Raw genomic sequence first — 13,924 nt, forward strand, 5'->3', positions numbered from 1 at the left:
GCCCTGCGCCGCGGCGCTGTGGGGGGGGGTGCCGCCCTTCTCGCTGGAGTGGTGCTGCCGGGGGCGGCCCGGTCCCCCCCCCCCCCCCCCCCCCCCCCGGACGGGGAGAGGACGCTCGGGGCGGCCCTCAGTGGTGGTGCTCGGGGGCCTTCTCGGTCTGCTCGGGGGCCTTCGCCGTCTGCTCGCCGCCCCCGTGGGCGTGCTCGTGCGGGTCGTACCCCGGGATGGTGCCGTCGGTCTTCTTCACCAGGAACAGCCCCACCATCCCCATGTCGGAGTGGCTCTGCACGTGGCAGTGGTACATCCACGCGCCGGCGCCCACCCCCTCCCCCGCGATGATCTGGAAGCCGAAGGAGTCCGCCGGGCCGGTGATCTTGTTGTCGATGACCTGGGTGGGGTCGTCGGGGCCGGTGAGCATGCCGGTGCGGTTGTCGGCCCAGCGGTGACCGTGCATGTGGAAGGTGTGGTAGTACTCGCCGTGCGTGATCATGACGATCTCGACGCGATCGCCCACGGTGGCCTCGAAGTCGGGGCCGGTGTGGGGCTTCTGGTTGTTGATGAGCATGTCGTTGAAGACGATGGTGTGCGTGGCGTCCGGCAGCACGTCGCCCTTGCGGCGCACGATCACCGGTCCGTAGAGGCCGTTGCGGATGCCGCCCGTGCCGTGCTCGGTGCCGACGACGTGGTCGTGGTAGTGCCAGTAGCCGGCGCTGCCCGAGCGCCAGGTGCCGTCCGCGCGGCGGCCCGGCTTGTGGGTGCGCCAGGTGTAGGTGCGGGTGCCGCCCGGCTCGACGTCGCTCTTGTTCATCGCGGTGCCGTCGCTGGAGATCTCGTAGTCCAGGCCGTGCACGTGGAGGCTGGCGCGGACGTCCATGGTGTTGGTGAACTCGATGTGCAGCGTGTCGCCCTCGTTCAGCTCGATCAGCGGTCCGGGGACGGACGCCTTGCCCTTCTCGAAGCCGTAGCCCATCTGACCGTCCGGCAGCTTCTCGGCGTACATCTTGATGTGTCTCACCTCGCCCCCGGCCGGCGCCGTCTTCGCGGCGACCGCCTTGGCCCGACCGGTGGCGCCCGCGGTCTCCGGGGCGATGGACAACGATGTCGCGACGGCCGCGCCGCCCAGCAGTACCCGTCGGTTGAAGCCTCGTCTGTCCATGCCGAACTCCCCACGCTGTTACGGAATTTGCGGAGCCGTAGTACTGATTGGCTGTGATGAGCCTGTGGGACCGTACCGGTTGACGCCGCGTTTATCCACACTCAGGACAAAGTTCGTTGGATCCCGGTCATACCTATTGGCGAACCACGCAAAGAGGTCTAGCTTCCTTGGCGCTGCTGCCGTGACCGAGGAGATGCCCATGCCCTTGAGAGGGTTGAGCGCGAGAAGAAGAGGATGGGCGGCGTTCGCCACCGCCGGCTTCGTCGCCGCGGGACTGCTGGCTGGCCCGACGGCCAGCGCACGTCCGGCGCCGGACCCGTCCCTGACAACGATGTCGATCAAGTCGCCCCCGGGTGGCTCCAACGTGCGTGTGCTGCTGTTCTACGGTTCCGCCGCGTCCGGCGACGAGTCGCCGGTCGTGAACGCGGGGATCGCGGCCATCGAGCGGATCGGGCAGTCCGGCCCGGCGAACGAGCGCTTCACGGTCGAGGCGACGGACAACGCCTCGGTCTTCACCAACGAGAAGAAGCTGGGCCGCTTCAACGCGATCGTGTTCCTGACCGGGGGCGGCGACGTCCTCGATCCGGCGCAGGAGGCGGGCCTGGAGGCGTACATGGAGGCCGGCGGCGGATTCGTCGGCGTCCACGACGCGGCCCGCGCGGAGCCGTACTCGGACTGGTTCACCGGTCTGGTCGGCGCCCGCCCGGCGGCCTCCAGCCCCACCAAGGTCCAGCGGGCCACCGTCGAGGTCGGCGACCGGCGTCATCCGGCCACCAAGGACCTGCCGGCGGAGTGGAAGCGGCCGGACGAGTGGCTCAACTGGCAGCAGAACCCGTCCGGTGACGTGCACACCGTCGCCCGGGTGCGCGAGTCGACGTACGCGCCCGGGGAGAGCGCCAACGGCTGGGACCACCCGGTCAGCTGGTGCCGGGACTACGACGGCGGCCGGTCCTTCTACACCGGCATGGGCGGCACGGTGTCGTCGTACGACGAGACGGAGTTCCGCGCGCACCTGCGCGGCGCCCTGCTGTGGACGTCGCGGCTGTCGCAGGCCGACTGCAAGGCCACCATCACCGGCAACTACAAGGCCGAGCGGCTGACCCAGCCCAACCAGCCGGGCCAGAACGACCAGATCGGCGAACCGCACGGCCTGGTCACCGCGCCCGACGGGCGGGTGTTCTACATCGGCCGCGGCGGTGCCGACTCCTCCCAGCCGGTGATCACCGACTGGAACAACCCCGACATCGGCAAGGGCAAGGGCGAGATCCACGTCTACGACCCGAAGACCAAGAAGGTCACCCTCGCCGGTGCCCTGACCGTCTTCGGCAACAAGGGCGGCGGCGACGAGCTGGTCAAGGTCGAGGAGGGCCTGCTCGGCATCGAGCTGGACCCCGCCTTCGCCGAGAACGGCTGGGTGTACCTGCACTACACGCCGCACTCCGAGATCAACCGCGACACCCACATGGCCGAGCGGCGCGTCTCGCGCTTCACCCTGGACCAGGCGACCAACAAGCTGGACCTGGGCAGCGAGAAGGTGCTGCTGAAGTGGCCGGTGCAGATCCACAGCTGCTGCCACGCGGGCGGCGGGATGGCCTGGGACTCCAAGGGGAACCTGTACATCGCCACCGGTGACAACAACTCCAGTGGCTTCAGCGACGGTTACTCCGGCAACAACCCGCAGCCCAACTTCAAGGGCGTCTCCTTCGCGGACGCGCGCCGCACCGCGGGCAACACCAACAACCTCAACGGCAAGATCCTGCGCATCCACCCGGAGCCGGACGGGACCTACACGCTCCCCGAGGGCAACCTGTTCACCGGCGAGGAGACCGCCGAGGGCGGCGGCAAGACGCGCGGCGAGATCTACGTGATGGGCGTCCGCAACCCGGCGCGCATCTCCGTCGACAAGGCCACCGACACCCTCTACGCCGGCTGGGTCGGCCCGGACGCCGGCGCCCCCTCGACGACGTGGGGCCCGGCGAAGTACGACACGTTCGCCACCATCACCAAGGCGAGCAACCGGGGCTGGCCGTACTGCATGGGCAACAAGCAGCCGTACCGGGACCGGAACCTGCCGGACCCGTCGAAGCCGCTGGGCTGGTACGACTGCGACGCCCCGAAGAACGAGTCGCCGAACAACGACGGCCTGGTCAACCTGCCGCCGGTGACCGGCAACAACATCTGGTACTCGCCGCAGGGCGGCGGCCCCGACTTCCCGCGCGACGAGAACGGCATCCCGTCGTACGAGCAGGACGAGGCCACCTACCGGCTGCCCTGGCTCAAGGGCGGCGGCCAGGCCGCGATGAACGGCCCGGTCTACCGCTACGACGCGGACAGCACCAGTGCCACCAAGTGGCCCGCGTACTGGGACGGCAAGTGGTTCGTCGGTGACTTCTACGACTCCGACCAGCCGCGCAACGCGGTGCTGATGGACCCGAAGACCCAGGGCGACGGCGGTCTGCCGGTGCACTCGGAGTCCCTGAAGAAGATCGTGCCGATCGGCAACGACGGCATCAAGAACCTGATGGGCTGGAAGTTCGGCCCCGACGGCGCGCTGTACGTCCTGGACTACGGGCGCGGCTTCTTCACCTCGGACGCCAAGTCGGCCCTGTGGCGCGTCACCTACGAGGGCGGCGGGCCGACGCCGGCCGCCGGACAACTGGCCAGGGGGACCGAGTGATACGCCAGCGAAGAATGTGGGCCGCGCTGCTGGCGGGCCTGCTGATGATGCTCGGACTGCAGACGGCGTCCGCCCAGGACGGGCGGCCGGCGCCGCGCGCCGAGGCGGCCGACCAGGTCCTGACCTGGACCGCCGGCAACGACATCGACAAGTACACGTCCGCGCCGGAGACGGCGGTGGCCGGACCGGCCACGATCGTCTTCGAGAACAGTGAGGCCACCGGCAACACCACCGGCATGCCGCACACGCTGACCTTCATCACCAGCGACCCGGAGTACAACAGCGACGTCCAGCTGAACATCCTCGCCAACCCGGGCGATGCCCAGGGCGGCAAGCACACGGCCGAGGTCACCCTGACCCCGGGCACGTACAAGTACCACTGCACGATCCCCGGGCACGGCCAGATGACGGGCGTGCTCACCGTGACCGAGGGAGGCGGTGGCGACGACACCACCGCGCCCGAGACCTCGGCCGAGGTGGGCGGCACGCAGAACGCCGACGGGGAGTACGTCGGTTCGGCGAGCGTGACCGTCGCCGCCACCGACGAGGCCGGCGGCTCGGGCGTCGACCGGGTCGAGTACGCGATCGGCGCCGACGGCGCCTGGCAGCCGTACACCACGCCGGTCGTGGTCGACCAGGTCGGCGACCACACGGTGCGCTACCGGGCGTTCGACAAGGCGGGCAACGCGGCCGCCGAGAAGAGCGTCGACTTCACGGTGGCCGCCCCCGACACCGACGACACGGCCCCGCCGGAGACCTCGGCGACGGTCAGCGGTGAGAAGAACCCCGACGGCGCCTACATCGACATGGCGACGGTGACCGTCACCGCCTCCGACACCGGTTCCGGCGTCAACACCATCGAGTACGCCGTCGGTGACGGCGCCTGGCAGGCGTACAGCGCGCCCGTCATGGTGCACGAGGCCGGCGAGCACACGGTCCGTTACCGGGCCACCGACAAGGCGGGCAACGTCGCCGCGGAGAAGAGCGTCGCCTTCACCGTGGTCGCCGCTCCCCCGCAGGACACCACCCCGCCGGTGACCGGCGCGACCGTGGACGGCACCAAGAACTCCGCCGGCGCGTACGTCGGCAGCGCGAAGGTGACCGTCAGCGCCACGGACGAGGGCGGCTCCGGCGTCGCCGGTGTCGAGTACTCGCTGGACGCCGGGCCCTACCTGGCGTACACCGACCCCGTGGTCGTCGACCGCGTCGGACGGCACACCGTGGCGTACCGGGCGAGCGACGAGGCCGGCAACACCTCCGAGCCGGTGACCGTGAGCTTCACGGTGGTGGCGGGCCAGGTTCCGGGGCCGCCCTGCCCGGAGTTCGACGAGCGCCAGACGGTGATCGTCGGCACGGTGGACACCGGGGTGCCGAACCGGGTCACCAACAACCGGTGCCGGATCAACGAGATGATCGAGGACGAGAGGGAGTGGTCGTCGCAGCAGCTCTTCCTCAAGCACGTGCGCGAGGTGCTGGACACCCTCCGGGACGAGGGGGTCGTCGACCGCCGCGAGGTCAAGGCGGTCAACAAGGCCGCGCGTCAGTCCGGGATCGGCAAGCCCGGCCAGACGGATGGCTACCGCACCATCCTCGACGGCACCCAGGCCTCCTTCGCCAAGTGGCAGCAGGTGGGCGGCGGTTCGTTCGGGCTGAACGCGGACGGGTCGATCACCTCCAGCACCACCACGCCCGGCATGGGCATGCTGTGGTTCCCCGAGCGCAAGTACGGTGACTTCTCGCTGAAGCTCCAGTGGCGGGACGACGCGGCGGGGACCGCCAACACCAACGGCGGCGTGTTCGTGCGCTTCCCGCAGGTGCACGACCACCCGGAGGAGTCCCGGCCGGAGTGGGTCGCCATCAAGTACGGCCACGAGGTGCAGGTCTTCGACGGCCCCACCGGCGACATGTACAAGACCGGCTCGCTCTACGGCTTCGACCGGGTGGGTCTGGCCGGCGCGGGGGTGACGGAGAAGGGCACCTGGAACGACTACGAGATCCGCGTGGTCGACCAGCACTACTCCGTCTTCCGCAACGGCGTGCTGATCAACGAGTTCGACAACACCGGCGGCCAGGACTTCACCCCGCCGCGCTCGGACGACCCGGGCACGGACGGACGGCGGTTCGCCTCCGGTTACGTCGGACTCCAGGTGCACGGCACGACGGACGTCGTCTCGTACCGGGACGTCCGGATCAAGGAGCTGTAGGCCCGTCCGGGCCGGGAGCGTGCTTCCTGGCCCGGCTCGGCTGTACCCGGCTGGGCTCCCCCGGCATCTTCGGATACTCGGGCGGGTACGGCAGGTCGCCGAGCCCGTGGTCGTGCTCGTCCTTCGTCGCCAGTTCCAGCAGGGCGTCGAGGGAGTACCGATGGTCGTCCATGCCCGCGTGCACGTCGCCGAGTTCGGCGAAGCGCGCGGGCATGGTCGTGATGTCGAAGTCCTGCGGGTGCGCGACGCCCACCTCGTCCCAGGTCAGCGGGGCGGAGACCGGGGCGTTCGGGCGGGGGCGCACCGAGTAGGCGGAGGCGATGGTGCGGTCGCGGGCGGTCTGGTTGTAGTCGATGAAGATACGCTCGCCGCGCTCCTCCTTCCACCACTTGATGGTCACCCGGTCCGGCATCCGCCTCTCCATCTCCCGGCCGACGGCGATGGCGGCGCGCCGCACCTGGGTGAAGGTCCAGCGCGGCTCGATCGGCACGAAGACGTGGATGCCGCGCCCGCCCGAGGTCTTGGGCCAGCCGCGCAGTCCGCCGAACTCCTCCAGTACCGCGCGCAGTTCGTGGGCGGCGCGGGCGGTGTCGTCGTAGTCGGTGCCGGGCTGCGGGTCGAGGTCGACGCGGAGTTCGTCGGGGTGGTCGACGTCGGCGCGCCGCACCGGCCAGGGGTGGAAGGTGAGGGTGCCGTACTGGGCGGCCCACAGGACCGCCGCCTCCTCGGTGGGGCACATCTCGTCGGCGCTGCGCCCGCTGGGGAAGGTGATGTGCGCGGTCGGGATCCAGTCGGGCATGCCCTTGGGCGCGCGCTTCTGGTAGAACCACTCGCCGCCGACCCCGTCCGGGTAGCGCTGCAGGGTCGTGGGGCGGTCGCGCAGGGCGCGCAGGATGCCGGGGGCCACCGCCTGGTAGTACCGGGCGACGTCGAGCTTGGTGTAGCCGCGTTCCGGGAAGAACACCTTGCCGGGGCTGGACAGCCGCACGGTCCGGCCACCCGCCTCCAGTTCCACCGCTTCCGCCATGCGAGCCACGGTAGGCGCAGGGGGTGCGCTTCGCATATCAGGCGGGGGCCGCGCGCCGCTCATAGAGTCGGAGCATGCATCTTCCCGTCATGCCTCCCGTGAAGCCGATGCTCGCCAAGTCCGTGGCGAAGATCCCGGCGGGGATGCACTACGAGGCCAAGTGGGACGGGTTCCGGGCGATCGTGTTCCGGGACGGGGACGAGGTGGAACTGGGGAGCCGTACCGGTAAGCCGTTGACCAGGTATTTCCCGGAGCTGGTGGCGGCGGTGCGGGAGCAATTGCCCCAGCGGTGCGTGGTGGACGGGGAGATCGTGATCGCGCGGGAGGGGCATCTGGACTTCGACGCGCTGACGGAGCGGATCCATCCGGCGGACTCGCGGGTGCGGACGCTGGCCGAGCGGACGCCCGCCTCCCTGGTCGCCTTCGACCTGCTGGCCCTGGACGACGAGTCACTGCTCGACGTGGGACTGGCCGACCGGCGGGCGCTGCTGGTCCGGGCGTTGGAGGGGGTCACGCCGCCCGTGCACGTGGCGCCGGCGACGGACGACATCGAGGTGGCCCGGCAGTGGTTCGAGCAGTACGAGGGCGCGGGGCTCGACGGGGTCGTCGCCAAGCCGCTGGACGGGCGCTACCGGCAGGACGAGCGGGCGATGTACAAGATCAAGCACGAGCGCACGGCGGACGTCGTCGTCGCCGGTTACCGGCTGCACAAGAGCGGACCCGTGGTCGGTTCGCTGCTCCTCGGTCTGTACGACGGCCGGGGTGTGCTCCAGCACGTCGGGGTGAGCGCGGCCTTCACCATGAAGCGCCGGGCCGAGCTGGTGGAGGAGCTGGAGCCGCTGCGCATGGACGACGCACAGGGCCATCCGTGGGCCGCCTGGGCCGAGGAGTCGGCGCACGAGGGGGCCCGGCTGCCGGGCGCACCGAGCCGGTGGTCGGGCAAGAAGGACCTGTCCTGGGTGCCGCTCAGGCCGGAGCGGGTCGTCGAGGTGGCGTACGACCACATGGAGAACGGGGCGCGCTTCCGGCACACGGCCCGCTTCCGCCGCTGGCGCCCGGACCGGACGCCCGAGAGCTGCACCTACACCCAGCTGGAGGAGCCGGTCCGCTACGACCTCGCGGAGATCCTCGGCGGACCGTGAGGGCTCCTCCTTGGCGACCTGGGCTCACGGCTTCATGAGCACCTTGACCGCGCCGTCCTGCTTCTTCTGGAACATCTCGTACGCGTGCGGTGCGTCCGCCAGCGGCACCCGGTGGGTGGCGAAGTCGTCGACGCCGAGCGGGTCCTCGTCGGTGAGGTGGGGGATGATCTCGTCGCTCCAGCGGCGGACGTTGGCCTGTCCCATGCGCAGCTGGATCTGCTTGTCGAACATGGTCAGCAGGGGCATCGGGTCGGCCATGCCGCCGTACACGCCGGACAGCGAGATGGTGCCGCCGCGGCGGACCAGGTCGATCGCGGTGTACAGGGCGCTGAGCCGGTCGACGCTGAACCGCTCCGCGAGCGGGCCGCTGAGGGACCGGGGCATCACCGCGGCGGCCTGCTGGACCAGCTTGGCCACGGTCCCGCCGTGCGCCTCGGTGCCGACCGCGTCGATCACGGCGTCGGGACCGCGGCCGCCGGTCTCCTCGTGCACCGCGGCGACCAGCTCCTTCTCGCTGTCGAAGGCCTGCAGGTCGAAGGTCTCCACGCCCCGCTCGCGGGCGCGCCGCAGCCGCTCCGGCACGAGGTCCACGCCGAACACCCGGCCGGCGCCCTTGAGCAGCGCGATCCGGCAGGCCATGTCGCCGATCGGGCCGAGGCCGAGCACGGCAATGCTGCCGCCCTTGGGTATGTCTGCGTACGCGACCGCCTGCCAGGCGGTGGGCAGCACGTCGGAGAGGTAGACGAAGCGGTCGTCGGCCGGGCCTTCGGGCACCTTGATCGGCCCGAACTGGGCCTGCGGTACGCGCAGGTACTCGGCCTGGCCGCCGGGCACCGCCCCGTACAGCCGGGTGTAGCCGAACAGCGGGGCGCCCATGCCCTCGCCGGTGACCTGGGTGGTCTCGCACTGGGTCGGCAGGCCGCTGCCGCACATGTAGCAGTGCCCGCACGCGATCTGGAACGGCACCACGACCCGGTCGCCCGGCTTCAGGCCGGTCACCTCGGGGCCGACCTCCTCGACGATGCCCATCGGCTCGTGGCCGAGGATGTCGCCCGGTGTCATGAACGGCGTGAGTACTTCGTAGAGGTGCAGGTCGGAGCCGCACAGCCCCGAGGAGGTGACGCGGATGACCGCGTCGGTCGGTTCCTCGATCCGCGGGTCGGGCACCTCCTCGACCCGGACGTCCCGCTTGCCCTGCCATGTCAGTGCCTTCATCGCCCGGGCTCCCTCCGTGGCCGTGCACTCGCGCTTCTGCGTCCCGGCCGGGTACCCGGAGCCCTCGTCGCTGAACCGGCCGCGGTTTCGGCCGAACAGCGGATTATCTGCCTCGTTCCGTGTGCCCTGTCGGATTCGATCAGGTATGGCACTAAATGCTGCAAGAGGCGCACAATCAATGACACGGGATGGGCGGACGGATGGTCGGGATGCGACGAGGGACGCACGGACGGAGCCCGCGCGGACGGGGCACGCGCGAGGGGCGCACGCACGGGGCACGCGGTGCCGCGCTGGTGACCGTGGCGGCGGCCGTCGCGCTGGCCGCGGGCTGCACGGCCGGGCCGGGCGGCAAGGACAACGGACGGGCGCCGGAGCCGGAGCGGTCGCACACCTCGGCGCCGGCGAGCACCGGCCCGGTGCTCGCCGTGAAGGTCGACAACGCGCCCGAGGCCCGGCCCCAGACCGGCCTGGACGCCGCGGACGTCGTCTACGCGGAGCCGGTGGAGGGCGGGCTGAGCCGCCTGATGGCGCTCTACGCGACCCGGCTGCCCGAGGAGGTCGGGCCGGTGCGCAGCGCCCGGGAGTCCGACCTGGAGCTGCTGCGCCAGTTCGACCGGCCGACGCTGGCGTTCTCCGGCGCCCAGAGCAAGCTGCTGCCGCTCATCGGGAAGGCTCCGCTGCGCGCCGTCACACCGGGCGACGCACCCGGCGCCTACGTCCGCGACGACGGCCGGCAGGCCCCGCACAACCTCTACCTGCACCCCGGCGAGCTGCCGGCCGAGCCCGCGGGCGCCAAAGCCCTCACCACGGGGTTCACCTTCGGCGAGGCACCCGAGGGCGGCCGGACGGAGTCGTCCCGCACGGTGCGCTACCCGGCCACGAGCTTCACCTTCACCTGGTCGGAGAGCCGGGACCGGTGGCTGGTCTCCCTGGACGGCTCACCGGCCGACGGGGCCGACGGCGAGCGCCCGGCGCCGGCCACGGTCGTCGTGCAGCACGTGACGGTGCGCGACTCCGCCTTCCGCGACTTCCGCGGCAGCAACTCCCCCTACGTCGAGTCGGTGGGCTCGGGCCGCGCGGAGGTGCTGCGCGACGGCCGGACGTACGACGCCACCTGGACGCGCGGCTCGGCCGCCGACGGCACGACGTTCACCACCCGCGACGGCGCCGCGCTGAACTTCGCCGCGGGCCAGGTGTGGGTGGTCTTCGCGGGCGGCTCCTGAGCCGTCGGCCCCGCGTCAGCCCGGCACCCCGGACGGCTCCGGGTTGCGCAGTCCCTCGGCGGCGTCCGCGACCCGGCGGACCAGGTCGAAGAACGCGGTCCGCTCGTCGGGCGAGAGCGGGGCGAGGAACACCTGGTTCATCCGGGCGACCCGCACGCTCAGCCTGCGGTGGACGCGCAGCCCCTCGTCGGTCAGCCGGAGCAGGAAGCGGCGGCCGTCCTGCTGGTCGCGGACCTTGTCGAGCAGCCCGCGGCGGCCCAGCCGGCTGATCACCTCGGCGATGGTGGAGCGGTCCAGGCCCACCCGCTCCCCCACCGTGCGCTGGTCCAGGCCGGGCTCGGCGACGAGGGCGTTCAGGACGGCGAACTGCGGCGAGGTGGTCTCCTCGGAGACCATCGTGTTCCAGAGCAGGTAGTGCGCCTGCTGGAGCCGCCGGGCCAGGTGTCCGGGATGGGTGGTCAGGTCGACCGCTGCCATGCGCTCTCCCGTAGTCATTTCGTCGGTGTACTGACGATACCCCGGCCTGCCGCGAACCGCCGGACACCTCAGCAAGCGGTCTACCGGGCACTTTTCCAGCTCTTGACGCCTCGGCCGGTCGATGGCAGCGTGTTGAGCACCTCGCTGAAATACTCAGTGCCCTGATTAATTTGCGTCAGAGATGGGGCTTCTCGGATGGACAAGGTGGTGGCCACGGCCGGTGGGGCGGTGGCCGACGTGCCCGACGGCGCGTCGCTCGCGGTGGGCGGCTTCGGGCTGAGCGGTGTGCCGAACGTACTGATCCAGGCGCTGTACGAGCGCGGCACCGACGGCCTGTCGGTGGTCTCCAACAACTGCGGGGCGATGGAGTCCGGTCTCGCGGTGCTGCTGGCCGCCGGCCGGATCGCCCGTGTGACGGGGTCCTACATCGGCGCGAACAAGGAGTTCGCGCGCCAGTACCTCGGCGGGGAGCTGGAGGTGGAGATGATCCCGCAGGGCACGCTGGCCGAGCGGCTGCGGGCCGGCGGCGCCGGGATCCCCGCGTTCTACACCCCCGCCGGCGTCGGCACCCAGGTGGCCGACGGCGGTCTGCCCTGGCGCTACGACGGCGACGGCGGGGTCGCGCTGGCCTCCCCGCCCAAGGAGGTCCGCGAGTTCGACGGGACCGAGTACGTGCTGGAGCGCGGCATCCGTACCGACTTCGCGCTGGTGCGGGCGGCCAGGGGCGACCGGCACGGGAACCTGGTGTTCGCCAAGTCGTCCCGGAACTTCAACCCGCTGGCCGCGATGGCCGGACGGGTGACGATCGCGGAGGTGGAGGAGCTGGTGGAGCCCGGCGGGATCGACCCGGACGAAGTGCATCTGCCCGGCATCTTCGTGCAGCGCGTGGTGGCGCTGACGGCGGAGCAGGCGGCGGAGAAGAAGATCGAGCGGCGGACGGTGAGTTCCTGATGGCCTGGACGCGTGAGGAGATGGCCGCGCGGGCGGCGCGGGAGCTGAAGGACGGCCAGTACGTCAATCTCGGCATCGGCCTGCCGACACTGATCCCCAACCACCTCCCCGAGGGCGTCGAGGTCACCTTGGAGTCGGAGAACGGCATCCTCGGCACCGGCCGCTACCCGACCGAGGCCGAGGTGGACCCCGATCTGATCAACGCGGGCAAGGAGACGGTGACGGTGCTGCCGGGCGCCGCCTTCTTCGACTCCGCGCTGTCCTTCGGCATGATCCGGGGCGGGCACATCGACGTCGCCGTGCTGGGGGCCATGCAGGTGTCGGCGGGCGGGGACCTGGCCAACTGGGCCGTCCCGGGCAAGATGATCACCGGGATAGGCGGGGCGATGGACCTGGTCCACGGGGCCCGCACCGTGATCGTGGTGATGACCCACACCGCCAAGGACGGCTCGCCCAAGATCCTCCAGGAGTGCGCGCTGCCCCTCACCGGGAAGGCGTGCGTGGACCGGATCATCACCGACCTCGGCGTCCTCGACGTCACCCCCGACGGTCTGGTCCTGGCCGAGACCGCGCCGGGCGTGAGCGTCGAGGAGATCACCGCCCGGACCGATGCCGCGCTCGTCGTCGCGGAGGAGGCGAAGTGAAGGACGTCTACGTCGTCGACGCGGTCCGCACCCCGTTCGGCAAGTACAACGGCGGGCTGGCGGGCGTGCGCCCCGACGATCTGGCCGCGCACGCGATCCGCGGACTCCTCGCCCGCACCCCGGCCCTGGACCCGTCCCGGATCGAGGACGTCTACCTGGGCAACGCCAACGGCGCCGGCGAGGAGAACCGCAACGTCGCGCGGATGGCCGCCCTCCTGGCCGGCCTGCCCACCAGCGTCCCCGGCGTCACCGTGAACCGGCTGTGCGCCTCCGGGCTCGAAGCCGTCGTCCAGGCCGCGCGCGCCATCGCCGTCGGCGACGCCTCGATCGCCCTCGCGGGCGGGGTGGAGTCGATGACCCGGGCGCCGTACGTCCTGCCCAAGTCGGACCGGCCCTTCCCCGCCGGGCACACCGAGCTGTACTCGACCACCCTGGGCTGGCGCATGGTCAACCCGAGGATGGACCCGCAGTGGACGATCCCGCTCGGGGAGTCGGCGGAGCTGATCGCCGACAAGCACGGGATCACGCGCGAGCGGCAGGACGCGTACGCGCTCGCCTCCCACCACAAGGCCGCCCGCGCCCAGGCGGACGGCCTGTTCGACGCCGAGCTCGCGCCCGTCCCGGTGGAGCGGCGCAAGGGCGGCCCCGTGGACTTCGCCGCCGACGAGTGCGTACGCCCGACCGCCTCGCTGGAGGCGATGGCCAAGCTCAAGCCGTCGTTCCGGAAGACCGACGGCAGGGTCACCGCGGGCAACGCCTCGCCGCTCAACGACGGCGCGGCGGCCCTGCTCCTCACCGACGCGGAGGGCCTGAGGGCCACCGGCCGCGAACCGCTCGCCCGGATCTCCGCCACCGGCGTCTCGGCGACCGACCCGCACTACTTCGGTCTCGCCCCCGTCGAAGCCGTGCACCGCGCCCTGGCCAAGGCCGGGCGCACCTTCGCCGACCTGGACGTCCTCGAACTCAACGAGGCCTTCGCCGCCCAGGTGCTCGGCTGCGCGGCCGAGTGGCCGGAGTTCGACCCCGCGATCCTCAACCCCCAGGGCGGAGCCATCGCGCTGGGCCACCCGCTGGGCGCCTCCGGTGCCCGCCTCGCCGGGACCGTCGCCCACCAGCTGGCCCGCAAGGGCGGCGGCACCGGCGTCGCCACCCTCTGCATCGGTGTCGGCCAGGGCCTGGCCCTCGTCCTCGACCGCTAAGCCCCTGTC

The 13,924-nt window shown here is 71.5% G+C and carries 11 protein-coding genes; 7 read left to right on the top strand and 4 right to left on the bottom strand.

What is annotated here, in order from left to right; all coding sequences use genetic code 11:
- Positions 1-127: 127 nt before the first annotated feature.
- The gene (locus ACFW01_RS03840; protein ID WP_234956921.1) at positions 128-1,156 is read right to left on the bottom strand and encodes a multicopper oxidase domain-containing protein; all 1,029 of its coding nucleotides are present in this window, start codon (positions 1,154-1,156) and stop codon (positions 128-130) included.
- A gap of 199 nt (positions 1,157-1,355) precedes the next feature.
- Between ACFW01_RS03840 and ACFW01_RS03845 the strand changes: the two genes are divergently transcribed.
- Positions 1,356-3,833, top strand: a complete 2,478-nt coding sequence (locus ACFW01_RS03845) for a ThuA domain-containing protein (RefSeq protein WP_384502297.1) — start codon at positions 1,356-1,358, stop codon at positions 3,831-3,833.
- Positions 3,834-3,847: 14 nt separating this feature from the next.
- Positions 3,848-6,037, top strand: a complete 2,190-nt coding sequence (locus tag ACFW01_RS03850; protein ID WP_384502298.1) for an OmpL47-type beta-barrel domain-containing protein — start codon at positions 3,848-3,850, stop codon at positions 6,035-6,037.
- Here ACFW01_RS03850 and ligD read toward each other — a convergent pair.
- The gene (gene ligD, locus ACFW01_RS03855) at positions 6,024-7,064 is read right to left on the bottom strand and encodes a non-homologous end-joining DNA ligase (RefSeq protein ID WP_384502299.1); all 1,041 of its coding nucleotides are present in this window, start codon (positions 7,062-7,064) and stop codon (positions 6,024-6,026) included. The genes ACFW01_RS03850 and ligD overlap by 14 nt on opposite strands.
- A gap of 74 nt (positions 7,065-7,138) precedes the next feature.
- On the opposite strand from ligD, the gene ACFW01_RS03860 reads away from it, so the two are divergent.
- Positions 7,139-8,206 carry an ATP-dependent DNA ligase gene (locus tag ACFW01_RS03860; protein WP_384502300.1) on the top strand — a complete coding sequence of 356 codons (1,068 nt, stop codon included), beginning with the start codon at positions 7,139-7,141 and terminating at the stop codon, positions 8,204-8,206.
- Positions 8,207-8,230: 24 nt separating this feature from the next.
- On the opposite strand, the gene ACFW01_RS03865 is transcribed toward ACFW01_RS03860, so the two are convergent.
- The gene (locus ACFW01_RS03865) at positions 8,231-9,421 is read right to left on the bottom strand and encodes a zinc-dependent alcohol dehydrogenase (protein ID WP_384502301.1); all 1,191 of its coding nucleotides are present in this window, start codon (positions 9,419-9,421) and stop codon (positions 8,231-8,233) included.
- A gap of 200 nt (positions 9,422-9,621) precedes the next feature.
- Here ACFW01_RS03865 and ACFW01_RS03870 point away from each other — a divergent pair, with 200 nt between their 5' ends.
- Positions 9,622-10,644, top strand: a complete 1,023-nt coding sequence (locus tag ACFW01_RS03870; protein ID WP_384502345.1) for a DUF3048 domain-containing protein — start codon at positions 9,622-9,624, stop codon at positions 10,642-10,644.
- A 15-nt stretch (positions 10,645-10,659) separates the two neighbouring features.
- On the opposite strand, the gene ACFW01_RS03875 is transcribed toward ACFW01_RS03870, so the two are convergent.
- On the bottom strand, positions 10,660-11,121 hold the full coding sequence (locus tag ACFW01_RS03875; RefSeq protein ID WP_234956914.1) for a MarR family transcriptional regulator: 462 nt from the start codon (positions 11,119-11,121) through the stop codon (positions 10,660-10,662).
- A gap of 195 nt (positions 11,122-11,316) precedes the next feature.
- On the opposite strand from ACFW01_RS03875, the gene ACFW01_RS03880 reads away from it, so the two are divergent.
- From ACFW01_RS03880 to ACFW01_RS03890, 3 genes are read left to right on the top strand one after another with little or no spacing between them, the layout of a single operon-like run.
- Positions 11,317-12,072: a CoA transferase subunit A gene (locus ACFW01_RS03880; protein WP_234956913.1), complete on the top strand. Its 756-nt coding sequence runs from the start codon at positions 11,317-11,319 to the stop codon at positions 12,070-12,072.
- The gene (locus ACFW01_RS03885) at positions 12,072-12,716 is read left to right on the top strand and encodes a CoA transferase subunit B (protein ID WP_234956912.1); all 645 of its coding nucleotides are present in this window, start codon (positions 12,072-12,074) and stop codon (positions 12,714-12,716) included. The genes ACFW01_RS03880 and ACFW01_RS03885 overlap by 1 nt, the downstream gene beginning before the upstream one ends.
- Complete coding sequence (locus tag ACFW01_RS03890) at positions 12,713-13,915, top strand: thiolase family protein (RefSeq protein WP_384502302.1); 1,203 nt, start codon at positions 12,713-12,715, stop codon at positions 13,913-13,915. Before ACFW01_RS03885 ends, ACFW01_RS03890 begins: the two co-directional genes overlap by 4 nt.
- Positions 13,916-13,924: the final 9 nt, after the last annotated feature.

This window comes from Streptomyces sp. NPDC058985 (assembly GCF_042740985.1).
Lineage (GTDB): Bacteria > Actinomycetota > Actinomycetes > Streptomycetales > Streptomycetaceae > Streptomyces.

Excerpts from the sequence above, each read along its gene's own strand:
- ACFW01_RS03870 (WP_384502345.1), top strand. The coding sequence starts at position 9,622 with ATGGTCGGGATGCGACGAGGGACGCACGGACGGAGCCCGCGCGGACGG.
- ACFW01_RS03865 (WP_384502301.1), bottom strand. The coding sequence starts at position 9,421 with ATGAAGGCACTGACATGGCAGGGCAAGCGGGACGTCCGGGTCGAGGAG.
- ACFW01_RS03845 (WP_384502297.1), top strand. The coding sequence starts at position 1,356 with ATGCCCTTGAGAGGGTTGAGCGCGAGAAGAAGAGGATGGGCGGCGTTC.
- ACFW01_RS03860 (WP_384502300.1), top strand. The coding sequence starts at position 7,139 with ATGCATCTTCCCGTCATGCCTCCCGTGAAGCCGATGCTCGCCAAGTCC.
- ACFW01_RS03880 (WP_234956913.1), top strand. The coding sequence starts at position 11,317 with ATGGACAAGGTGGTGGCCACGGCCGGTGGGGCGGTGGCCGACGTGCCC.
- ACFW01_RS03875 (WP_234956914.1), bottom strand. The coding sequence starts at position 11,121 with ATGGCAGCGGTCGACCTGACCACCCATCCCGGACACCTGGCCCGGCGG.
- ACFW01_RS03850 (WP_384502298.1), top strand. The coding sequence starts at position 3,848 with ATGTGGGCCGCGCTGCTGGCGGGCCTGCTGATGATGCTCGGACTGCAG.
- ACFW01_RS03885 (WP_234956912.1), top strand. The coding sequence starts at position 12,072 with ATGGCCTGGACGCGTGAGGAGATGGCCGCGCGGGCGGCGCGGGAGCTG.
- ligD (WP_384502299.1), bottom strand. The coding sequence starts at position 7,064 with ATGGCGGAAGCGGTGGAACTGGAGGCGGGTGGCCGGACCGTGCGGCTG.
- ACFW01_RS03840 (WP_234956921.1), bottom strand. The coding sequence starts at position 1,156 with ATGGACAGACGAGGCTTCAACCGACGGGTACTGCTGGGCGGCGCGGCC.